The sequence below is a fragment of the Streptomyces sp. 150FB genome (assembly GCF_000818195.1).
GTDB lineage: Bacteria > Actinomycetota > Actinomycetes > Streptomycetales > Streptomycetaceae > Streptomyces.
On sequence record NZ_JTHL01000001.1, the window covers coordinates 9,308,811 to 9,331,911 of the forward strand.

Consider the following 23,101-nt stretch of genomic DNA (forward strand, 5'->3'; position numbering starts at 1 on the left):
GAGCAAACTAGCCTGTCCGGCGGCCATCGCGCGCACCAGGGCCCCGGCAAGGTCTTCACACCGGCCAACCATCCCGCAGCGCCTGGCAACCAGCGTCATCGATACTTTGACCTGCGCGAATGCCGATACGAGGTCATCCCGTCGATGGCCGAAGACCTCACCGGGCGCGCCGGCGACTGCTCCCTCGCGGGCCGGTCTCCCGGCGTGGGCGCCAGGAGCCGGCCGCGTGGCAGGCCCGCTGCTCGGGATCACGCGCCCTTCCGGCCCGCGGATGGGCGAGCGTCGCGGCACAACGCCGGGAACCGGCACCTCTGTCGCGCGGGAACGTACAGCTACGCGAGGGGTGCGGCGGATGCGATACGGCGCTGTCCGAGCAGGTCGCGATGCATCTCCTCACTACTGCGCAAGGCCAGCGCCGCCATGGTCAGCGAGGGGTTGGAAGTAGCCACAGTGGGCATGCTGCCGCACCCGACGGCGTACAGGTTGGGGTGGTCCCAGCAGCGTTGCCACCCGTCGACAACAGAAGTGGCCGGCGAGTCGCCCATGATGTGGGTTCCGGCTCCGTGTCCAGCCGCCCGGTAGGCATACGGGCGGCCCTCGAACTCGAAGTAGCCGGGCCATTCCGGCCCTGGTTCGAAGGATGTGTGGTCCTCTGCGCCCAGCAGATCGAAGAGCTGGTCGGAAACGGACTTCGCAGCGGCGATACCGCGTTTGACGTAGTCGGACAAGTCGTAGTGGAGTACCGGCCGCAGGTTGCCCAGGGCGTCGCGGTGGCGAGGATCGATGGTGACGCGGTTCGTCGGATCGGCGTCCTGTTCTATCTCGAACTGGAAGGCGAATTCGCGTCCGATCCGGTCGCCGAGCCGCTGCCGCAGGTGCGTACCGAAAAGGCCCTGTCCATCGGGCCCTCCGTTGCGCAGGAGTTCCGCGACCCGCTGGTCGGGCGGCCCCAGGGCCCACGTCCAGCCCCAGTTGCCGATCTCGACGCGGAACGGAGCGCGTCGGGCACGGGCGGCACCGAAGCGGAAACCCTCAAGGCCGGAGGTCGAGCCAGGGCCACGATAAGCACCGACCTGCTGCGGCATCAGGCCCCAGGTCAGCAGGACCGGGTGGTCCATCAGGTTGCGGCCGACCTGGTCGCTGCTGTTGGCGGCCTCGGAGGCAAGGAGGAGTTTGGCATTCTCGATCGCGTGCGCGGCCAGGACGACGAGGTCCGCGTCGACGCTGTGTGTCACCACCTCGGCGGTGTCGTCGCGGTAGGACTGGTACTCGACACCGGCTGCTCGTCCATTGGCACCGATCCGAACCCGGGTGACGATCGCCTGGGTGACAAGGGTGACGGACGAACCCCAACGGGTCTGGGTCTTGAGGGGGGTGTATTTGGCCTGGGACGGGCAGATCGGTACGCAACTGGCGTGGCCCTGGCACAGCATCCCCTGATCCGGTTGGTGCGGACCGGGGGCGGGCCGGTAACCGGCGCCACCGTCGTACGAGGGGTTGGGCAGTCCGTTGCGGGCGTGCGGCGTGGTGACCACCTGCAGACGGACCGGATCGTCCGCGCCCGGGTCCCGCACGGCACTGCCGTCCAGGGTCTTCGTCATGACCTGGTCCAGGTAGCTCTGCGGGATGGCCCGCATGGGGAACTGGTAGCCGTCAGGGAACGGCAGACCGATGGCCGTGTGCTGCTCCTCGGCGTCGCCGGACACCCCGATCTCGCGCTCGGCCGCCCGGTAGTACGGTTCAATGTCGTCATACCCGAGCGGCCAGTTGCGCCCGTGTCCGAAGTCCCCGGCGCGGAAGTCCTCAGGGTGCATCCGGGGCGCGAGTCCGGTCCAGGCGAGACCGGTGCCACCGTTGGCCCGCAGGTAGCCGCTGCCGTACGGGAGCGGACCGTCCTGCACGAAGTACCCGTCAGCGTCGGGCATGTCGGGCGACGGCGCCGCGGTGCTCTTCCGGTAGGGCGAGTTGGGCACCTTGAGCCGCGCCGAACGGTATGCCTCGACCGCGTCCAGATGAGCCGCCTCCGGACTGGACGCGCCGTGGCCGGCCTCCAGCACGAGGACCCGCCAGCCCTGGTCGCCCAGGCGCTTGGCGACCAGGGAGCCCGCGAACCCGGCACCGACCACGACCGCGTCCCATCGCCGCCCGTCCGGAGTGCTCATTTCGCGACCGCCGAGTCGCTGCCGTGCGCTCCCAGGGGCGTCGCCACGGACGGAGAGCCGGCCCAACTGCCGTACCCCTCCGCCGTCGTGCCAGGCGCACGCCCGCCGAATGCCCGCCACACGAGGCCCTGCTCGTAGGCCCGCGACGAGACCACGAACGGCCCGGACGCCGACGGTGGTACTTCGCCGTCCGGGAAGGGTGGACGGAGCACTCCGGGCCATGTTCCGAGGTACCACAGGTGGGTGATCGCCCGCGCCAACTCCCGGGCGGAATCGTCTGTGAAGCGCGGCGGGTCGTCGGCGGTGACCGCCACCGAGTCGGCGAGCTTGTCGAGCCGCTCGGCCCCTACCTGTTCCGTGACGACTTGTCGGTACGCGTGCACCATGCCGCTCTCCTGTAGCTCCCCGGAGTCGAAACCGGTCAGCCTCGCCGACAGGGCGGCGAACTGGTGGAGTTCCATGCTCTTGAATCCCTTTCCCTGCGTTCTCGGACGAGTACGTCACGCGGCTCGCCCGCGCCGCGGTTTTCGCCGGGTGAGGTGTCGTGAACGGAACCCGGCGTGGGCCCGGTGACCCACGTCACCTGCCAGGGCCGTCAGCCCTTGACGGGGCCCCCGTTGATGGCGACCCGCTGCCCGTACCGCGCGTAGGGGTAGTAGTCGTAGATCGCGTGGTGCTGGACGCAGCGGTTGTCCCAGAACACCAGGGTGCCGGGGGTCCAGCGGACACGGCAGTGGAGCACCGGCCGGCAGGCGATGGCGTCGAAGAGCATGTCGAGCAGTGCCCGGCTCTCCTGCGGTGAGACCTGCGGGATGCGGCTGGTGTACGCCTTGTTGGCGTACACCAGCTTGCGGTCGGTCTCGGGGTGCCGCGCGATGAGCGGGTGTTCGCTCCGGGGTATGACATAGCCCTCTGGCGGGGTGTAGCCCTGGAACGCCTGCGCGCCGTCATGGATCGCGGTCAGCGGGTCCAGCAGGGACCGCATGGCCGGGGACAGCATCTCGTACGCGAGGTGCATGTTGGCGAACATGGTGTCGCCGCCGCAGCCCGGTTCCGGGATCTCCGTGATGTAGAGCATCGATCCCAGCGACGGATCGGCGTCCGCGGTCCCGTCGGCGTGCCAGCCGTTGCCGGCCGCGTTCGCCGCCCCTGAGGTCGTGCGGATCTCCAGGATGTGGGGGTCACCCTCGGGCGGCGGCGGGTCGACCGGACGCAACTCGCCGAAGCTGCCGGCAAAGCGCATGTGGTCCTCGGGAGTGAGCGACTGATCGCGGAAGACCAGGACGTGGTAGTCACGGAACGCGATCCCCACCTCCTCCCGCTGCTCGGCCGACAGCTCCTTCGACAGGTCGACACCCGAGACCTCCGCGCCGATGACGGGGGTGATCCGCTCGATCGCGAGGGTGTTGTACGGGTGCGGAGGTCGCGTCGTCACCGCTTCCACTGCTTCGCGCTCGTACTGCTCCATGTGTTCCTCCAGGGGAGTGGGGTTACAGACCTCGGTCCGGCAGGTCGGCGGGACGATGCCGCCGGACACGCTCCTGCCCCGCTGTGAACACGGGCGTCCAGACGTCCTCGATGTCCATGGGGTCCATGCGTTTCTCGGCGGTTCGTAACATTTCGCAGCGGTTCGTGGGGTCCGTCGGTGACCGCGGCCCGCCGGAAGGACAGGACCGGACGGGGACTGACTGGCAGGGATTCACTGGAGGTGCTCCGCCTCCTGCTCGCGGTGAGTCCGGGAGCCGGCGGTCGGGTCCGTCAGCGCTCTTCTCATCTCCTCGGCCACCGTGTGCACGTGGGGTGGCGTGATGATGCCGTAGTGGTCGGTGGGCAGCCACCGCGGCAGGGAGGCGGCCGGCAGGCGGGAGGTCCACTGCCGGGCTGTCTCCCGCGGATCGGCGGGAGCGGGCAGGCCGGCGGCGGGCTGCTCGGCCAGCCAGACGAGGGTGGGGGTCGAGGTGAGCGGCCGCACCCGATGCTCGGCCAGGCTGCGCAGGTTGGCCCGGCAGCAGTGCGCCAGCCGTTCGGCATAGGCCCGCCCGTGCTCGCGGGCCGCCGCTGAGGTCCCGTGGCCGAGTTCGGCGGCGAACACGGTTTCGAGGTGGGTCTCGTCGTAGGCGGAGACCAGCGCGCCGGCTTCCGGTGGTGGCGGATCAAGGAGATAGAGGGCGTCGACCGGCTGCCCGCCGGCCTCGGCGAGGCCGGCCATCTCCATGGCCACCCTGGCGCCGAAGGACCACCCTCCCAGTCGCAGGTGGCTGTCCGGTCCGCCGAACCGGGCCCGCAGCACGCCGTCGTAGTGCTGTGCGCGTTCGGCCAGTGACCACTGCGGAGCAGCGGCGGTGCGCAGGGCCGGATCGGCGATGAGGCACACGGTCGGCGCCGGCCCGAGCGACGCCACCAGCGACCGGTACGCCTGGACGTCCCCGCCGACGGGATGCACCAGGCACAGGACAGCGGGGCCGGTTCCCTCCTGCCAGACGTCGAGTGCCGCCTCGGGCGCTGTGCGGACCGCGGCGCGGTGTGCGGTCTCGGGGGCGGGTTCGGCCAGGGCGAGGGCTCCTTGGAGGTGCTTGAGGATCTCGGTGAGGCTGACCTGGTGGCTGAACGAGGCCAGGTCGAGTTCGACCCCGAAGGCGTCCTCGACCTTCGTGATCAGGCTCAGCAGCATCAGGGAGTCGGCGCCGAGGCCGTACAGCGAGTCGTGCGGGTCCAGGTGATCGGCGCCGAGCCACTCACGAAGCCACTGGCCGACGAGCCCGGCCCGGTCCTCGGTGCTGTCGGTGTCCTCGGCGCTGTCGCTGTCCTCGATGCCTGCCGTGCCGTCCGCGTCGCGCGGCACCCCGGGGTGCAGCGCGGGGGAGTCCGCCCCCGTCCGGTCCCGGACGGCGGGGGCGTAGAAGGCGCGGGACGCCTCGATGCCGGTGGTGGAGACGAACACCTGCGGCAGTTGGAGTGAGATGGCCCGGGCGAAGACCGCCGTGCCTTCCCGCACCGTAAGACCGACCTCCAGGTGCGCTCGATGCCTGCTGTCCGCGGCGGGCATACGGGTCGCCATACCGGTCTCGCGCCACACGTCCCAGTCGATGCCGATCCGTGCCGTGGTCTCGGTCTCGGTCTCGCCGCGGTAGTGCGCGAAGCCGTCGAGAAGGCCCGCGCCGGCCGCGTAGTCGCACTGTCCGACGCCGCCGAGCAGCGCGGACATCGAAGAGCAGTACACCGCGAGTGCGGGGCGGTACCGCTGGATCAGATGCTCGACGACGAGTGCGCCGTTCTCCCGAGCAGCGGCGGCCTCGCGCATCGCGGCAGCGTCGCGCCGTACGAGGAGGCCGCCGAATCCCGCGCCGGCCGCGTGGATCACACCGTCCAGCCGCGCGGTGTGCCCGGCGACCGCTGATGCCACCTCGTGCGCGGGCGTCGTCGCGAGGTCCGCGGCGACGAGGTCGACGCGGTCGGCCCAGCGGGTCAGTTCCACGGGCAGTACGGGCTTCCGTGACAGCAGCAGGACACGGCCGCCGGTGTGTTCCAGCAGCCAGGCGGCGATGGCGCGACCGATGCCGCCCGTGCCGCCCAGCACCAGGTGGACCGCGTCGTCCCCGGGCAGCGCCGGGGGTTCGGCCGCCCGCACTGTCACCGGCGTGGTGTCCGGTCGCCACCAGTAGCCCTGCCGGAGCGCGAGTTGCCGGTACAGGGCCGGGCCGCCGGGATCGGCCTGGTGGTGTCGGCGCGTTTCGGCCACGACCGAGGCCACATGTGCCGCCCAGCGGGTGAGTTCGCCGTCGGGGAGGTCCAGCCAGTGGCCGCGGAGGACGCCCTCCTGCGGGGCGACCTCGACCGGTCCGGCCAGCAGCCCCAGCTCCGGCCGCCGCACCGCTCCCGCCACGGGCCGGGCACCGTAGGACAGCCACCAGACCCTCGGGGAGCCGGTCCGGTCGGACAGCGCCTGGACCAGGGCCGCTGTGGTGTCAAGGCAGGCGTGACGGGCGCGTGCCAGCGTGTCGGGGCCCACCGGACCCGCGATGGACAGCGGCAGCGCCTGCACCCACTCCACGCCGTCCAGGTCGAGGTCGGGGTCGTCCTTGGCCAGCGCGTCGAGCAGCAGGCGCAGTGACGCCGGATCAGCCGGATCGACCTCGAAGGCGTCGGTTCCCCCGCGGGCGAAGGCGCCGGCCGCGCGCACCCGCACCACTCGTGAAGCCACGGCCTCGAAGGGGCTGTACGCCGCCGGCGGCAGGAGGTCCGCGGTCACGACCACCACGACGGCGGCACGGCGCTCCCGCCCGGTGTCGGCGGCGGTGAACGCGCGGTGCGACCGGACCCAGTGCGGCTGGTGCAACCAGTCGGTCTCCGGGAGCCGCGGGGGCCCCGTCGTGGCGGTGCCGGCCGCCCGTTCGAAGTCGTACCGCGCCAGCGCGAAGGACGGGGGTGGGAAGTCCCAGGGCGCCGGTGCGGGGCCCGTGGGCCAGTCGATGCGCCGCCCCGCCGTCCAGTCCTCGGCGAGTCGCGACGTCGTGCGGCCCGCGGCGGGAATCGGGCGGGCGTCCGGGCCGGCGGTGCCGTGCGACACCTCCCCCGAGGCCACCGCGCGCAGCCAACGCACCGCGGAGGCGGCGTCCGGACACGACGCCGCGATCCGCAGGCCGCGGGCAGGACGGCCCGCCTGGAGGTGGCGCAGTACGGGTTCGTAGAGTTCGGACCGGGACCGAAGGTAGTCGGCGATCCGGGCGGCGTCGGCACGCAGTGCTTCCGTACTGGTGGCGGACAGCACCAGGCAGCGCGGTACGCCGGCGGTCCCGGCGGGGGCGGCGTTGCCGGCGGGCGCGTTCCGTTCCACTATCACGTGGGCGTTGGTGCCACCGATGCCGAAGCTGCTGACCGCGGCCACCGGCTCCCGTCCGTTCGGCCAGGGCGTGGCCCGGGTCGGGACGTAGAAGGGTGTGGGATCCGGGCCGATCTCCGGATTGAAGGCGCGAAAGCCGTTACTGGGCGGCACGGTCCCGTGGTGCACGGCCAGGACGGCACGTACGAGCCCCACCACGCCGGCGGCCGCACCCATGTGGCCGAGCTGGCTCTTGACGGAGGTCAGCGCGCAGCGACCGGACTCGGCCACGTCGAACGCCTGGCGGAGCGCGCCCACTTCGACCGGATCTCCCAGCCGGGTGCCGGTGCCGTGCGCTTCGACGTAGCCGATGTCGGCGCCGGTGCGCCCGGCGCGGGCGAGGGCGGTGCGGATCACGTCCCGCTGCCCGGCCAGGGACGGCGCGCTGTAGCTCATCTTGGCCGAACCGTCGTTGTTGACGGCGGAGCCGGTGATCACCCCGTAGACGGTGTCGCCGTCGCGCCGTGCCTGCCGCAGCGGTTTGAGGACCACGACCCCTACGCCGCTCGCGCCGACCGTCCCGGTCGCGTCGTCACTGAAGGATCGGCAGGCACCGTCCGCGGAGAAGATGTGCTGCGGGCGGTACCGGTAGCCGGCGGACGATCCGGGGTCGATGAGCACCCCTCCGGCGAGCATCACCTCGGCGTCGCCCTGCCGCAGCATGCCCGCCGCGAGATGGACGGCGAGCAGGGAGCTGGAGCACGCCGCCTGGGCGCTGAAGACCGGACCGGTCAGGCCCAGGTGATAGGCGACCTTGGTGGCCAGGAAGTCCTTCTCATGGTGCAGCGCGAGCTGGAAGTCGTCGGGCAGCGAACCGGGGTCGGCCTCGCGCAGGATCGCCTGGAAGTAGGTGTTCTCCCCCGCGCTCGCCACCAGGCCCACGCGGGTGGCCGACGGTTCCGCCACGCCGGCGTGTGCCAGGGCCTGCACGCAGGCCATCAGCAGGTGACGCTGCTGCGGGTCCATCAGGCGGGCTTCCTGGGGGCTGATGCCGAAGTGGCCCGGGTCGAACTCGAGCGGGCCGTCGAGCGCGCTGTGCGCCCCGACCAAACCCTCCGGGGCGTCGAAACGGCGGATGCCGGTGCCGCCGGAGACCGTCAGGTCCCAGAAAGCGGCCAGGTCAACGGCTCCGGGCAGCCGCACCGACATGCCGATGACGGCAACGGGCTCGCCGGGATCCGGGGCACTGCCCGATACGGCGGCCGGCGCGGTACGGGTGCCCGTACCGGCACCCGGAGAACCGTCCGGGGCGAGGTGGCGGGCCAGGGCGCGGACGGTGACGTGTTCGAACAGGTCGGTGACGCTGAAGCGCAGGCCGAGTTCGGTGGTGCAGCGAAGGTGGAACCGCATCAGGGAGAGGCTGGAGGCGCCCGCCTCGAAGAAGGTCCTGTCCGGTCCGATCGTCGCTCCGGTGACCGCCTCGAACGCCGCGGCGAGCTGCTCCTCCTCGCGCGACAGCCCGGTGCGGGCGATCGCGGAACGGCGTATCTCCTCGCCCGGTGCCCGCAGCGCCGCCTTGCGGTCCAGTTTGCCGCTGGGGGTGCGCGGCAGCGCGTTCAGTCGCCGGAAACGGTCCACGCGGATGTAGGCGGGCAGCAGCGCGGAGAGGTGGGCCGTCAGGTCGTCGGCGGTCGGGGCCTCGTCGCGGCACTCCAGGCAGGCCGTCAGCCGATCGCCGTCGTGCGCCACCACGGCGTTCATCACCGCCGGATGGCGCAGCAGCGCCGTCTCGACCGCCCCGAGTTCCAGCCGGTGCCCGCTCAGTTTGATCTGCTGGTCGTCCCGGCCCGCGTAGTGCAGCAGGCCCCGGCGGTCGAACCAGGCCCGGTCCCCGCTGCGGTAGAACAGGCCCTCCCCTGGGACCTCGACGAAGCGTTCGTCGTCGGGAACGGAGTCGTCGAGGTAGCAGCGCGTGGTCATCACGCCACCGATCAGCAACTCGCCCGTGCACCCCGGCGGTACGGGCTCGCCGGCGGCGTCCACCACGCGCAGCAGGGCGCCGGCCACCGGACGGCCGATGGCAGGACGTTCGGGCCACTGACGCGGATCGCCGTCCAGGCACAGGGCGCTCACCACGTGCGTCTCGGTCGGCCCGTAGTGGTTGAACAGGCGCGCGCCGGGCAGCCCGGCGAACCAGCGGCGGATCGTGTCGGTGCACACCAACTGCTCGCCCGCGGTGACCACCTCACGGAGCCGCGAGGGGAACCTGCCCAGGCGGACCCCGTATTCGGCCAGCAGTTGCAGTGCCACATAGGGCATGAAGATCCGCTCGGCCCCCGCCGACTCCAGCCGCTCGAGGAGCGCGGGGGCGTCCTGGCGCCATTCGGGGCGTACGAGGTGAAGGGTGCCGCCGCCGCAGAGCGTCCCGAAGATCTCCTGGAACGACACGTCGAACGACAGCATGGAGAACTGCTGGGTGGCCGCCGGGGCGGCCAGGGCGCCCCGGCCGGTCTGCCATCGCAGCAGGTTGCACAGCGTGCGGTCGAAGATCCGGACGCCCTTGGGGACGCCGGTGGAGCCGGAGGTGAACAGCGTGTACAGCGGCCGGCTGCCGTCGTGCACACGTCCGTCGTGCGACGCGGCCGCGGCCCCTGGGGGCTGTGGCGCGGCGTCCGTCAGGACGACCGCGTGGGGCACGACGTCGTCGGGGAGCAGCGCGTCCAGTGCCGCCGAGCCGCCGGGCATGACCAGCACGCACAGCGGATCGACCCGCTCCAGAACGCCGCGCAGCATGTCAGGCGGGTAGGAGGGGTCGAGTGGGACGGCGGTGACGTTCAGCCGCGCCAGCGCCAGCAGGGCCGTCACGTGCTCGACGGACGGCTCCAGGTACAGGGCCACGTGGCAGGCTCCGCCATCGGCCGGGATGGCGCGGCGGTCGGCCAGATCCGCCGCGAGCGCCGCGGCGTGGGCGTCGAGCATCGCGTAGCTCACAGTGCTTCCGTCGGCCGTCACCAGAGCGGGCGTGTCCGGTGTGCGGGCGGCCTGCCGCGCGAAGCCCTCGGCGATCGTGGTGAAGCCCGGTTCCGGGTCGCTCCCGCGCCCGTGCTCCGGCAGCGACCTCCGGTACGGCGCGACCAGCTCGCGCAGGGTCGACCGTCCGCCGGAGGCGAGCGCGTCCACGCCCCGCCGCAGCAACTCGGCCATGGCCTCGGCGGTCTCGTCGGGGAATGCGTCCTGCGCGTACTCCCACAGCAGGTCAAGGCCGTCGGCATGCTCGATCACCGAGACCGTCAGCGGGCACTTGGCCTCCGGCGTTCCCCACCACAGGGGTCGGTGAACGCAATGAGGGAGCCGGAGCGCGCCGTAGTCGGTGTTCTCCAGCACGAACAGGACGTCGAACGGGGCGCCGTCGCCTGCCGCCTCCCAACCCGTCAGCACGTCCGTCAGTGCCACGTCCTGCCGTCGCAGTACCTCCTCCACGCCGGCCCCCATGAGGGCGAGCTGCGAGCGCAGTTCCTCGTCGGGCGCGACGGCCACGGCCAGCAACACCGTGTTCGCCATCATGCCGACGCTGTCCTCGAACTCGTGTACCGCACGGTTGGCCACCGGAGCGGCGACGCGCGGACGGACCAGACCGGTCACGCCGTACAGGCTCCAGGCGAAGACGCCCAGCAGCAGTTGGAAGCGGGTCAGTCCGAACTCGGCGCAGAGCCGGTCCACCTGGGCTCGGCGCACGACGTCCAGGGACGTGTGGAGCAGCCGTGCCCGCGGTGCCGAACCCTCGTCCTCGAAGGGGAGCGCCTCCCGGGGCTCCTCCAGGCCGCGGTAATACGCCAGGAGCTCGTCGCGCCGCGCGTGGTAGGCCGGGGCGGCGAACCAGTCGGCCTGCCAGTCGGCGAAGTCGAGCGGGGTGGGCGCGGCCTGCTCCTGGCCGGTCCCTGAGGCGTCGACGTAGCCCGCGGACAGGTCCCGCAGCAGAACGCTCAGCGACCAGCCGTCGACGGCGATGTGATGCAGGTGGAGCAGAAGGGTCCCACCGTCCTCGTCGGGCAGCCAGCAGGCTCGGAGCATGCGCGGCGTCGCCAGGTCGAACAGCTCGGCGAAGAAGTCGTCGGCGAAGGCCCGCGCTGCCGCCTCGTCCCACGTCCGCCGCACGCCGGGGTCGTGCCAGGGGTCGTACGGCTCGCCCACGACCTGGACGAGGCCCTCCGGCCCCGTCTCGAAACCGGTCCGGAGCGCGGCGTGGCCCTCCACCAGCCGCCGGATCGCCTGCCGCAGAGCGGCGGTGTCGACCGTCCCGTCGATCCGGAGAGCCTGGTTCACGTGGTAGGCCCGTGAACCGGGCGCGCGGCGCTGCACGAGCCACAGCCGCTGCTGCTCGCTGGTGGCGGGCCCGGAGCGGGCACCGGAGACCGCCGGTACGGGATACACGCTCACCGCCCCGGGACGGGCCGCGGTGACGGCCCGGGCGACCGCCGCCAGATCCCCCTGGAGGACGGTCGCCTGCGGCACCTCGCAGTCCCACCGTCGCCTGATCTCGAAACGGAGCCGCACGGCCTTCAGCGAATCCCCACCGCAGGCGATCCACCGGTCGGTGAGCCCCACCCCGGTCGTCCCAAGGACCTGCTCGGCCAGCTCCAGCAGCTCACGCTGCCGTCGGGTCGGGGCCGATCCGGCGGCAGCGGCCGGGCGCCAGGGCCGGCCGGTCCGCTCCAGGAGCGCGGCCTGGTCGACCTTGCCGTTGGCGTTGAGCGGCAGCTCCTCGACGAGATGGACCTGGTGCGGCCGCATGTAGGCGGGCAGGCGGGTCTCCAGGTGGCCGGCGAACTCCTCGTAGGCCAGGTCCTGCCGCAGGACGACGAACGCCAGCAGCTCGTTCGGCCCCTCCTCGCCGGCACGGCGCGTGCATACGTACGACTGCCGGACCGCCGGGTGCGTAAGAATCTGCCGCTCCACCTCGCCGGGCTCGATCCGAAAGCCGCGGACCTTGACCTGGCGGTCCGTCCGCCCGACGTACTCCACCCTGCCCTCGCCGTCGCTCCGGACCAGGTCGCCGGTGCGGTAGTGCGTCTCCCGGCCCCCGTCGAGCCAGGGCAGGCGCACGAAGCGCCGCCCGGTCTCCTCGGGAAGGTTGCGGTATCCGGCGGCCAGACCGCGTCCGCTCAGCAGCAGTTCGGCGACCTCACCGGGCGCGGCGACGCGATCGCGGCCCGGCACGACCAGGACCGCACCCGTGTGCGGCAGGGGCCGGCCGATCGGCACCACGTCGCCGTCGAAGTCCCGGGGAATCGGGTGGCACAGCGCGAAGGTGGTGGTCTCCGTCGGGCCGTAGACGTTGAACAGCCGGGTGCGGCTGGCGGCGTTGTGCCGGTACCAGCGGCGGATCACCGCGGGGTTGAGCTGCTCCCCGCCGGTCAGGACCTGGCCGACCGTGGCGAAACACTCCGGTACCGCGGCGGTCACCGCGTCGAACAGCGCGACCGTGATGAAGAGCGTGTCGATCCGCTCGCGTCGCAGCGCCGCGGCGAGCAGTTCGGGTGTCTGCACGTCCACGTCGCTCAGGATCACGCAGCAGCCGCCGGTCAGCAGCGGTACCCAGACCTCGAAACTCAGCGCGTCGAAGGCCGGGTTGGACAGGCAGGAGTAACGCGCGCCGGACTCGATGCGGATGTAGCCGGGCCGCGCCAGCCGCAGCACTCCGGCGTCGCGCACCTCGACGCCCTTGGGACGTCCGCTCGTTCCTGAGGTGTAGAACAGGAAGGACACCTCGCCCGCGGCACGCGGTGCCGGCGCGGCCGCTTCGGCTTCGGGGACCCGGGGGAGCAGGCTGCCCACGGCCAGCGCCCTCACCCCCTGCGGGAGTCGCGTGCCCGCCTCGTCGGTGTCGTGCACCAGCGCGACCGCCGCGGAGTCCTGAAGGACGTAGCGGCGGCGCTCCGCAGGACTCTGGGTGTCCAGGGGCACCACCTGGGCACCCAGCCGAAGGATGCCGAGCATCACGCAGACCAGCCGCCACGAACGCGGCAGCGCCACCGCCACCGCCTGCCCCCGGGCGACTCCGGCACGGCGCAGTGCCTGTGCCACGGCGGCTGCCGAGGAGTCGAGCGCCGCGTAGTCCAGCCGCGCGTCGCCGTCGGTGAGCGCGACGGCCCGCGGCGTGCGCAGGGCCTGGCGGTGTACCTCCAGGGCGAGGCCGCCCGGTGAGCCCGGGTCCTCGGCGACGGAGGCTTCGGGAGTCTCCTCGGCGGGTGCCATCAGGCGTCCCGTGTGAGAGGGAGGGCAGAACCCCGCGCCTCGGCCGGGCCGGTGCCGCCGGCCGTGTCGGTGTCGAGCCGGTCCAGTTCGGCCGTGAGAACCGCGGCGACACGCGGCAGTTCGTCGCTCTCCAGCATGTCCCAGTGACCGCAGGCCACCGGTTCGACGGCGAAGCCGCCGCGGGTCCGGCGCTGCCAGAACGCGCGCAGCCGGGCGGCCGCTTCACCGTTGTCGTCGTCCTCCACCGCCGTCGCCTGCATGAGCACCACGCGGGCCCCCGAGTCGGGCACCACGTAGTCGCGGCCGGTCGCCTGGTGGTGGTTGTACACCGCGAGGTACCGGGCGACCTGGTCGTCGTCGATACCCGGGTACATGCCGTTGAAGCGCACCAGCTTCTCCCGGAACTCCTCCATGCCCGTCGGGGTGATCGCGGCGCGCTCCCGCGCGTCCTCCACACCGCGGGTGTCGAGCAGGACCACGCTCACCCTCTCGTGCCCGGCCGCCACCAGGCGGCGGCCCATCTCGTAGGCGATCAGTCCCCCGTAGGAAAGCCCGCACAGCACCAGTGCCTCTTCCGGGCGGGGATCGACAAGCCGCAGGTACTCCAGGGCCATGGCCTCGACGTCCGGCAGGGTCGACTCGCCGGGATCGATCCCTGGTGCCTGGAGGCCCACCACGCCGACGCTTCCCGCGAGCGCCGTGGACAGCGGCAGGTAGCAGAAGGCGGTGCCGCCGGCGGGATGTACGCACACGACACGGTGCCGGCCGTCCCCGGCCCGGAACGCGACCAGGCTGTTGTCGCCCGCGGGCCCGGACGCCTCCGACCGGGCGCCGCGGACGCGCTCCGCGAGCGCCTCGATCGTGGGACGCACGATGACGTCCCGGACCGGCAACGCCACACCGAGCTCCTCCTGGACGGCGTGTGCCATCTTGATCGCCGAGATCGAGGTGCCGCCCAGCTCGAAGAAGTTGTCCCCGACCCCGACGTCCGGGTGCAGCAGCACCCGCCGCCAGATCCGGTACAGGGTCATCTCGACGTGGTCGCGGGGCGCGGCCGTGTTGACCCGCCCGGAAAGGGTGCCGGCGGCCGCGCTCAGCACCGCTTCCCGGTCCACCTTGCCGTTGCGGTTCAGCGGCAGCCGCGGGAACTCGGCGACCACCGTGGGAATCATGTAGTCCGGCAGCCGGTTCTCCAGCGCGAGGCGCCATTCGTGCGGCGTCCACGTGGGCCCGGCGTCGCGCCCCACGCCGGCCACCAGGTGCGGGCCGCCCGGCATCCGGCGGTCGGCCAGGACGACCGCCTCCCGTACGCCGTCCACCGCCAGCAGGGCCGTCTCCACCTCGCCGGGCTCTATCCGGAAGCCGCGCAGTTTGAGCTGGTCGTCGTGGCGGCCGGCGTACTCGGCGTTCCCGTCCGGCAGCCAGCGCGCCAGATCGCCCGTGCGGTAGGCGCGTTCCCCCGGTACGAACGGGTCCGGCACGAAGCGCTCGTCGGTGAGGTCGGGCCGGTGCAGGTATCCGCGCGCCAGGCTCGCCCCCGCCACGTACACCTCGCCGGGGACTCCCACGGGCACCGGGCGCATGCGGCCGTCCAGCAGGTACAGGCGGGTGCCGCGCAACGGCCGCCCGATGGGGCATGACCGCGTACGTGCCCCCGGATCGGTGTACGCGGTGGTGTAGAGCGTGGCCTCGGTCGGTCCGTAGCCGTAGCAGATGCGCAGACCCGGCAGTTCCTCGCGCATGCGGTGCAGCGCGGCCTCCGGCAGGGATTCCACGCCGGTCAGGAGTTGACGCAGGCTCAGCCCGGCCAGCCGCCGGGACGGGTCCTCGTCGATCCACAGGATGTAGGACGGGGGCAGGAACGCCTGAGTCACCCGACGCTCCCGCAGCCAACCCATCAGAGCCTCGGGGTCGCCCCGAAGCTCGTCCGGGACGAGGTGGAGCACCGCTCCCGTGGTCAACGGCACGAGGAGCTCGTGCACCGACGCGTCGAACCCGATGCTCGACCAGGCCGAAGCGGCCTCGCCCGGCGCGTCGTCCATGAGCTCGCGCCAGTGGTCGAGGAGGTTGACGACGCTGCCGTGTGTCACCGCCACCCCCTTGGGGCGACCGGTCGATCCGGAGGTGTAGATGACGTACGCCAGTCGGGTCGGGTCCGCGTCGATCTCCGGTGCGTCCTCCCGCGTGCCCTCGGCCTCGACCGCGGCGAGGTCCTCCCAGAGTTGCCGGCCGCCTGCCACCGGGTCCCCGAGGTCGGTCAGAACCAGCGCGGGCTCGGCGTCGGCCACCATGGCCGCGAGCCGCTCGGCGGGTTGCCCGGGATCGAGCGGCAGATAGGCGGCCCCGGCCTTGAGGACGCCGAGGACCGCGACGACCAGTTCGACCGTGCGCCCGGTGTGCAGGCCCACCACCTGGTCGGGGCGCACACCGCGGGAGATCAGCGCGTTCGCCAGCCGGTTCGCCCGGCGCTCCAGCGTGGCGTAGTCCACCTCCGTGTGCCCGGCGACCACCGCCGGCTGCTCCGGTCGTGTCCGCACCTGTGCCGCGAAACGCTCCAGCAGGCCGGCCGACGCCGGTGCCACCGGGTCACCTCCACTGCTGAAGGTCGCCAGCAGCTCCCGCTGCTCGTCCTCGTCCAGTAAGGTCAGGTCGCCGATCTCCGCCTCGGGCCGCTCGGTCATCAGCCGGAACACCCGCAGCAACTGGTGTGCGTACCGCTCCGCCGTCGCCCTCTCGAAGAGGGCGACGGCGTATTCGATCCCGCCGACCAGGCGCCGACCCTCGTCGGCGAGGACCAGTATCAGGTCCATTTTCGCGGGAACGTGCGAGTCGTCCTCGCGCACCGCGACCTCCGCGCCGGGGAGTTCGAGTTCCTGCCTCATGGAGGGGACCCACGCGACCATGGTCTGGAACAGGGCCGTGTAGGCAGGGCTTCGCGGCGGGTTGACCAGCTCCACCACTCGTTCGAACGGCAGGTCGACATGCGCGAGGCCCTCGCGCAGCCGCCGGTTCACCCGCTTCAGCGCATCCTCGACGGTGGGTGAGCCGGACAGGTCCGCGCGAACGGCGAGGGTGTTGGCGAAGAAGCCGATGAGGCCGCCGACGTCCCCACGCCGGCGGTTTGCCGTCGGGGCGCCGACAACGATGTCGTCCTGCCCGGAGAGCAGGGACAGCAACACCGACCAGCCGGTCAGCACCGTCGCGTACAGGGAGACCCCGTTGCGTTTCGCCAGCTCGCGCAGTGCGCCGGCGAGGTCCTCGTCGACGTCCACGGCCACCCGGCCACCGTGGAAATCCTGCTCGGGCGGACGGGGCCGGTCGGTGGGCAGGGTGAGCACGGCCGGGACACCGGCCAGCGCCCCGGTCCAGTAGTCGGCGTGCGCGGCTGGTTCCTCGCCGGCGATCCAATCCCACTGCCAGCGGGTGTAGTCGCTGTACTGCCACGTCAGTTCCGGCAGCGGTACGTCCTGCCCGCCGCGCAGCGCGGCATACACCGTGCTCAGCTCCCGAAGCAGCAGTGACTGGGACCAGCCGTCGAAAATGAGGTGGTGTGCCGTCAGCAGCAGGACGTGGTGGTCCTCTTCGAGCACGAGCAGGCGGCCGCGCACCATGGCCTCCTCCCCGAGACGGAAGGGAGTGCCGCCCACCGCCCGCTGCGCCTTCGCGAGGCGCTCGGCCGCGTCCGGTAGCCCCCTCAGATCCTCGACGGTCATGGGGAAGCCGGTCTCCGGGGGATCGACGACCTGGAGTGCCGAGCCCTCGGCGGGCACCAGCCGGGTGCGCAGCGCCTCGTGCCGGGCTGCGAGCAGGTCCAGTGCCCGCACGAGCAGGCTCCGGTCCAGCGGCCCCCTGACGTCGAAGTTCATGAGCCCGTGGTAGGCGGCGCTGGCGTCCCCGTCCATGCGTGCCAGGACCCACAACTGCTCCTGCACCAGCGACAGGGGCGCAGGACGGGAGGTGGGGGTGGGGTCGGGTCCCGGCGCCGGCGCCGGCGAGGTGGACGGGGTGGTCGGGGGGACGTGGGGGGTGGTGATGCGAGACGCAGACACGGAATTCCCTTCATGAGAAAGGAAGGTGGGAAAGCAGGTACGCGTTCCGGCAGGCCCGACGCAACGCATGCGCGAGGTCAGGAGTCGGGTGCGGACAGCAGAAGGCGTACGGGACGCCGTGTGGTCAGGCTTCGCCATGCCGGGCAGGGTTCGGAAGCCGCCCGTCCGGCAGTGGTTCCTCTCTGTGACTTCACCTGCGACCTGATGTCAGAGGTATTTTTAGAGAGGCGAAGAGGATGAAAACAATCGGCGAGTCAGTGAATTTCGGTCGAGGCATCCGGAATCTAATCCCAGACCGATTTAAAGGTCAACAGTGACGCAGACCACACAACCTCTCCTGGCGGAAATGTTTTGGATCGTGTCGCGTTCAGAAAAGGGGTATAGCGGTAATCGAGGTAAATATCCTCGCACTTCCCGCCGCAGGGACCGGCGGGGCGGAAGGCCCCGGTGAAGTTGGCCTTTGATGTGTTCGGGTTGTTTGTCCGCGCGCGGGAAAGGGAGGCGCCGGGTCTTGACGGACTCAAGATCTTCATTACTCTGAAACGACCTGAGATTCGCGGAGGCACTCACGGGGAAGGCTGCAACTGATAAAGTCACCCCTCGCCGTAGGTTGCCGCGCTCCCGGCTTCCGGGACCCTAACGCTGCGCGGTCCCATTCCGGCCAATCCGTCTCCTCGTTTACGCGTGGTTTTCAACTGCCCTTCGAGCGAATCCCCGAAAGGCCGTTTTTATGACATCGAGTGCAGTTGGCGCCGACGCCGCGCCACCCCCCGCAGAAACGATATCGACCCTCTCCGTGGAGGCCACGGCATGAGCGCCGAAGCGCTGCCTCTGGACGGCGTGACCGTTCTCGACTTCACCCAGGTCTTCATGGGTCCCAGTTGTACCCAGATGATGGGTGACTACGGCGCCGACGTGATCAAGGTCGAGCGTCCCGGAACGGGCGACCTCTCCCGGACGTCCTTCCCGGACCGGGACGGACTGGACGGACCGATCTTCCTCGCCATCAACCGGAACAAGCGCAGCGTCTGTGTCGACATCCGCGCGCCCGAAGGCAAGGAGGTGATCCTGCGCCTGGTCCGCAAGTCCGACGTGGTCGTGAGCAACTTCCGCGGCGGTGTGATGGAACGGCTCGGCTTCGGCTACGACGACCTGCGGGCGATCAACCCTCGTCTCATCTGGGCCTCCGGCACCGGCTTCGGCACGACCGGACCGTACAGCCACAAGGGCGGCCAGGACGTGATCAGTCAGGCGTACTCCGGGGTGATGTGGCGCCGCGAGTCACCGGACCTGCCGCTGTCCGTGTACCCCACGCCCCTGGGCGACTACACCACGGGCATGCATCTGCTGCAGGGCATCCTGCTCGCGCTGTTGAGCCGGGCCAGGACCGGCGAGGGCCAGAAGGTCGAGGTCGCCATGTACGACTCGATGTTGCACATGCAGATGCAGGAAGCCTACGCGCAGCTCAACCGCGGCTACGAGGTCAACTGGGCCAGCATGCCGCTCAGCGGCGTCTTCCCGACCGCCGACGGCGCGGTCTGCATGGTCGGGGCGTTCAAGGAGAACCCGCTGCGTGCGGTGTGCGCCGCCCTGGAGATGGACGAGGACCTCTCGCTGCGCGAGGAGTACTCCACCATGGAAGCGCAGTTCCAGCGACGCCCGCAGCTCCAGGCGATCTTCCGGCAGCACTACGCCACCAACACCACCGGCCACTGGCTCGCACGACTGGAGGAGCAGGACATCCTCTGTGCCCCGGTGCGTACGTTGGAAGAGGCCCTCGCCGACGAGCAGACCTCGGTCAACGGCATGGTCGTGGAGATGGACCACCCGGACGCCGGCACGGTCAGGGCGCTCGCCGCGCCCATCCTGCTCTCCGGCGCCCGTATGAACGTCCGCCAGGCCCCGCCGCGACTCGGCGAGCACAGTTCCGAAGTCCTCAGGGAACACGGCTTCGACGACGCCCAGATCACGGCTTTGATGCAGGGGGGCATCCTGCAATGACCGCGGCGCCCTTCCCGGACGAGGTGCGCCTGGAGATCGAAGGACACGTCGCCCGCGTGACCATCGACCGGCCCAAGGTGCTCAACGCCGTCGACGCCAAGACGCTTCGACGACTCAACGAGATCTGGGAACACATCGAGTCCGACACCGACGTCCGTGTCGTCGTCCTGACCGGCGGAGGCGATCGGGCCTTCTGTACCGGCGCCGACATGTCCGCCGAAGCGGTCGGCAGGACCGGCCTGGAGTACTGGGCCGATCTCGACCCCAACGGCTTCGGCGGCCTGTCCCTGCGCGCCACCCTCGACGTTCCGGTGATCGCTCGCGTGAACGGGTACGCCCTGGGCGGCGGCATGGAGATGGTCCTGGGATGCGACATCGTGGTGGCCGCCGAGCACGCCCGGTTCGGGCTCCCCGAGCCCCGTGTCGGACGCGTCCCGCTCGACGGAGGAGTGACCCAGCTTGTCCGCCGGTTGCCCCATACCCAGGCGATGAGCCTGCTGCTCACCGGGCGGCGGGCGAGCGCGGGTGAGCTCGCCGGGATGGGTCTGGTCAACGAGGTGGTACCGGCAGAGCAGTTGGACGACGCGGTCGACCGCTGGGTCGCCGACGTTCTCACCTGCGCCCCCACCTCGCTGCGCGCCATCAAGCAGATGGTGCAGCGCACCGCCCACCTGACCAGCCGGGAGGCGCGCGCGGCCCGGCTGCCGGCGCTGATGGCGGCCCTGGACAGCGCGGACAGCCGCGAAGGTGTCCGCGCCTTTCAGGAAAAGCGCCCACCGAACTGGCCCGGCCACTGAACAGGAGCGACCCGCCCTGTTCCCGTCCAGCCCTCATTCGTTCGGATGTCGTGGATGAAGGGGCGGAGAGAATCTGGCCCGGAAGTGCCCAGGAACAGTCTGGTCTGAGGTGGGATAACCCAGTGGGAGACAAGGTGAGGAAACGTCCATGTCCCCCTGCTGCATGAGTGAGTGTCGTCCGTCGCTCCGCATAGGGTGTCCGACAAGCATCGTCCCAGGTCAGATGCCCTTCACGTGCCTCTAGAAGAAGCCCGGTTTCTTCGCCGAATAGCTCACGAGAAGGTTCTTCGTCTGCTGGTAGTACAGCGGTTTCATGCCTCTGACCTGCATGTATGCGCCGTCGATAGGGGAGCGGGCAGGCTCCGGCCCGCGTATGGTCCGGATCTTGGTGGGGTAACGCAGGCGTAGGAGGGACGGCGTCTATCGGCGGACCGGAGTGGGGTTGCTTCGTATTACTGGCGAGGGCTCGCTCCGGCTTGTCCTCGTCGCCGCCGACGCTGCGGGGGCGCGTGCACCGCCAAGACACGCAGCTCTGGGCGTCCCCGGCCGATCGTGGCGGCCTCGTCCGAGGTGCTCAGGCCGTCGTCGCTTGCACAGCTTGCGTGAGCGTCCCGGGGTTGCTGGCTGACGTCCTGGCGTTCCGGTTGCCTCAGTGATGAGGCGATTTCCCGGTCATTGCCTGCGCCTTACGTTCACGTGCATGGAGGAGGAGTCGTACGCGAGACCCGCCGCCTCGGCGTCCTCCAGGCGGATCACCGAGTCAGCCCCTCTTCTTCGGCGACTGTGACTACGGGAGTCGCACCGAGAGGATTGTCAGGACCTGCGTGCACCGTCGTACGGCTGGCGACGGTGGTGAAGACGTAGCGTCCGGGGTTCAGTTCGGGACGCATACCGCTCAGCAGGGTCCGCAGACCTGTCTCACCGCTCATGATCACCAATTTATAAGACGGTGTCCTGCGTGGTCGGTTTGACGAGTCGTTTGTAGCAGCAGAGGGCGGCTGCCAGCCGAGAAAGGCCAGGTAGTCGCGGGGATGGTGTTCATAGCGGGGGCTGAGGCGACGGTAGCCGGTCAGCCAGGACGTAATCCGTTCGATCACCCACCCGGTGGCCTCCTCATCGTTCGCTGGACTTGATGCCTTTGCGGGCGATAGGGACGCCGATGCGTTTGCTGCGGAGTCATCGTCGCAGGTCAAGTATGTCGTATGCCTTGTCGGCGTGCAGTTTGCGGGGCTTGCCTGTTGATCGCTCGTTCGACGGTGTTGCGTTTCTTGTGCCGCTCTGTGTCGAAGCCAGGCGACCGTCCCTCATGTGTGACCCCTTGCGCAGGCGGCGGCCCTGCTGTCGGTCTTGCCGCGCAGCACGGCGGCGAGTGGACCGGAAACGCCGGTGCTGGCTCCATCAGGGCCCTCGGGATCCTTGAACTGCTTGCCACCAGGGGCCTGATCCTGCCCGCCGCGCTCGACATCGCACCGGTCATGGTGCCGGTGACCGCCCTGTGCTGGATCCTTCTGATGGTCGGCGCGATGGTCACCCATAGCCGCCGCGGCCCGTTCAAGCTGGTGCTGGTGAACGTGGCCCATCTTGGGCTCGCGGCCTTCATAGGGGGACACCCGGCATTCGTCGTCACGAGGAGCGGTCAGCCGCTGTCCGCCATGTTGGTCAGGCGCGCGTCGGCCGGTATGGGGCCCACCAGCGGCGCGGGCGCGGGGGCGCCAGGGGGATCTTCAGGACGACGGTCCCTGCGGTTGTGGGCGGCTTCCGCGGCTAGGAGGGCGATCACTGCGGCGGAGCCCAGCAGCTCAAGGAACGTCTGCGCGGTGTCGACCGAGACCTTGAAGAGGACACCGGTGGTCACGTAGTCCGACACCTCGGCGACGTCCGGCGGCACCATGAACAGCGCCAGCCCGAGCGAGAACCCCTTTGCGACCGGGCGGCGCCGGAAGGCGAAGAGCATACCCAGTCCGCACAGCACCGTGAGCGACGCCCACTGCCACGCGGACGCCACGCCGAGCTCCGACCGTACCGCTCCCTTGCCTGCGAGCAGGTGGGCCAGGGCGTTCGGGCCGACCTGGAAGGCCGTGTTCACGTTCCTGCCGATGTAGAAGATGTTCAGCACGCCGAGCAGCACACCCGAGGTGGTGGCCGTCACCTTTACCGGACGGGGGCCCGCGCCCCGGAGGATGTACGGAGAGGATGCCTCGTTCTCCAGGTGGCGGACCAGGAACAGGAGCGCCGTGAGGACCAGGGCCGTCGCCACCGCGCCGATCGCGGTGCCGCCGACGGCGCCGAGCGAGGGGCCCTTCGCGTCGCCGAACCAGGGATCGGACGGGGAGTCGAGCAGGACGTACCAAACGGCCGGCAGCCGGAACAACAAGGTGGTCGCGCAGGAAGCCAGCAGGAGTCCTCCGGCGGTGCGGGCCTTGATCAGAGTGGCCCAGCCGGCCGCCAACTGAAGGAATCCCAAGCCGAGATCGAGGGAGGAGGTCGCCGACAGACCCGTACCGGAACCCGAAGCCCACACGGACCAGGCCCCGGCGACGCCCCGGTCGGCGATGTCATAGAGCAGCCAGAAAGCGGTCTGTCCGAAGAGTGCCAGGCTCAGGATGCCCACTGTTATTCGCACAGTCTTGATGGACATGTCTGAATGGTCCATGGGGCATGTTCTCCTCGTATGCGCGCGTTCGGCGCGATGTGCGGCCACCGTGCAACGGCACAAAGTGGGCCTTGTCGGCCCCGCTTGATGGCCCGGCACATGGTACTGCTGCGCGATCCGAGTGAAGAACCTTGTCCGCGTTCGGCGCGCCGTTCAACTCCTCTTCAGGGCTTGTTGCTTGACGACGACCGGCGGTCTCATGAGGTCTCCGGTGGCGCCTCGCCGGAGACGCGAACCGGGAGGCTGAGTGAGAAGCAGTTCGTCCAACGGGAGGGGATGCCGGCCACCGTCGGGTCGACTCCACACCCGGTGGCTGGCATGTGCGACGGCGGATCACGCTCGGTCGTGGTGAACGTTCGAGGCTG

At 70.7% G+C, this 23,101-nt stretch carries 9 protein-coding genes and 2 pseudogenes; 3 read left to right on the plus strand and 8 right to left on the minus strand.

Translation table 11 applies throughout. The annotated features are described in order from the left end of the window. Positions 1 to 332: 332 nt before the first annotated feature. The 5 genes from QR77_RS39825 to QR77_RS39845 all read right to left on the minus strand — a co-directional run bounded on the left by QR77_RS39825 (position 333) and on the right by QR77_RS39845 (position 17,285). Positions 333 to 2,162 carry a GMC family oxidoreductase gene (locus QR77_RS39825; protein WP_040026789.1) on the minus strand — a complete coding sequence of 610 codons (1,830 nt, stop codon included), beginning with the start codon at positions 2,160 to 2,162 and terminating at the stop codon, positions 333 to 335. Beyond that, positions 2,159 to 2,623, minus strand: coding sequence for a hypothetical protein (locus tag QR77_RS39830; RefSeq protein WP_052489447.1), 465 nt, complete (start codon positions 2,621 to 2,623; stop codon positions 2,159 to 2,161). The genes QR77_RS39825 and QR77_RS39830 overlap by 4 nt, the downstream gene beginning before the upstream one ends. Positions 2,624 to 2,757: 134 nt before the next feature. Next, positions 2,758 to 3,630, minus strand: a complete 873-nt coding sequence (locus QR77_RS39835; RefSeq protein ID WP_040026790.1) for a TauD/TfdA family dioxygenase — start codon at positions 3,628 to 3,630, stop codon at positions 2,758 to 2,760. A 231-nt stretch (positions 3,631 to 3,861) separates the two neighbouring features. Next, positions 3,862 to 13,236, minus strand: a complete 9,375-nt coding sequence (locus QR77_RS39840) for a non-ribosomal peptide synthetase (protein WP_063798134.1) — start codon at positions 13,234 to 13,236, stop codon at positions 3,862 to 3,864. Continuing rightward, positions 13,236 to 17,285 (minus strand): amino acid adenylation domain-containing protein, encoded by a 4,050-nt coding sequence (locus QR77_RS39845; RefSeq protein ID WP_236711011.1) that lies wholly within the window; start codon positions 17,283 to 17,285, stop codon positions 13,236 to 13,238. Before QR77_RS39845 ends, QR77_RS39840 begins: the two co-directional genes overlap by 1 nt. 810 nt (positions 17,286 to 18,095) lie before the next feature. Here QR77_RS39845 and QR77_RS39850 point away from each other — a divergent pair. Both QR77_RS39850 and QR77_RS39855 read left to right on the plus strand, forming a co-directional pair. Continuing rightward, a complete protein-coding gene (locus tag QR77_RS39850) occupies positions 18,096 to 19,286 on the plus strand; it encodes a CaiB/BaiF CoA-transferase family protein (protein ID WP_040026792.1) in 1,191 nt (396 codons plus the stop codon). Further along, positions 19,283 to 20,083, plus strand: a complete 801-nt coding sequence (locus tag QR77_RS39855) for an enoyl-CoA hydratase-related protein (protein ID WP_040026793.1) — start codon at positions 19,283 to 19,285, stop codon at positions 20,081 to 20,083. The genes QR77_RS39850 and QR77_RS39855 overlap by 4 nt, the downstream gene beginning before the upstream one ends. 752 nt (positions 20,084 to 20,835) lie before the next feature. Here the strand turns inward: QR77_RS39855 and QR77_RS39860 are convergent. Beyond that, positions 20,836 to 21,012 carry an ACT domain-containing protein gene (locus QR77_RS39860; RefSeq protein WP_347359819.1) on the minus strand — a complete coding sequence of 59 codons (177 nt, stop codon included), beginning with the start codon at positions 21,010 to 21,012 and terminating at the stop codon, positions 20,836 to 20,838. Between the two features lie 10 nt (positions 21,013 to 21,022). Then, a pseudogene (locus QR77_RS47635) lies at positions 21,023 to 21,316 on the minus strand (IS5/IS1182 family transposase); the annotation flags it as partial. Here QR77_RS47635 and QR77_RS44560 point away from each other — a divergent pair. Further along, positions 21,286 to 21,621 (plus strand): annotated as a pseudogene (locus tag QR77_RS44560) (DoxX family protein); the annotation flags it as partial. The pseudogenes QR77_RS47635 and QR77_RS44560 overlap by 31 nt on opposite strands. 98 nt (positions 21,622 to 21,719) lie before the next feature. Here the strand turns inward: QR77_RS44560 and QR77_RS39865 are convergent. Further along, the gene (locus tag QR77_RS39865) at positions 21,720 to 22,721 is read right to left on the minus strand and encodes a hypothetical protein (protein WP_150130519.1); all 1,002 of its coding nucleotides are present in this window, start codon (positions 22,719 to 22,721) and stop codon (positions 21,720 to 21,722) included. Positions 22,722 to 23,101: the final 380 nt, after the last annotated feature.

What these genes read in the sequence shown, in the direction of transcription:
- QR77_RS39860 (WP_347359819.1), bottom strand. Translation starts at nt 21,012, where the DNA reads ATGAGCGGTGAGACAGGTCTGCGGACCCTGCTGAGCGGTATGCGTCCC.
- QR77_RS39830 (WP_052489447.1), bottom strand. Translation starts at nt 2,623, where the DNA reads ATGGAACTCCACCAGTTCGCCGCCCTGTCGGCGAGGCTGACCGGTTTC.
- QR77_RS39835 (WP_040026790.1), bottom strand. Translation starts at nt 3,630, where the DNA reads ATGGAGCAGTACGAGCGCGAAGCAGTGGAAGCGGTGACGACGCGACCT.
- QR77_RS39855 (WP_040026793.1), top strand. Translation starts at nt 19,283, where the DNA reads ATGACCGCGGCGCCCTTCCCGGACGAGGTGCGCCTGGAGATCGAAGGA.
- QR77_RS39840 (WP_063798134.1), bottom strand. Translation starts at nt 13,236, where the DNA reads ATGGCACCCGCCGAGGAGACTCCCGAAGCCTCCGTCGCCGAGGACCCG.
- QR77_RS39825 (WP_040026789.1), bottom strand. Translation starts at nt 2,162, where the DNA reads ATGAGCACTCCGGACGGGCGGCGATGGGACGCGGTCGTGGTCGGTGCC.
- QR77_RS39850 (WP_040026792.1), top strand. Translation starts at nt 18,096, where the DNA reads ATGAGCGCCGAAGCGCTGCCTCTGGACGGCGTGACCGTTCTCGACTTC.
- QR77_RS39865 (WP_150130519.1), bottom strand. Translation starts at nt 22,721, where the DNA reads ATGTCCATCAAGACTGTGCGAATAACAGTGGGCATCCTGAGCCTGGCA.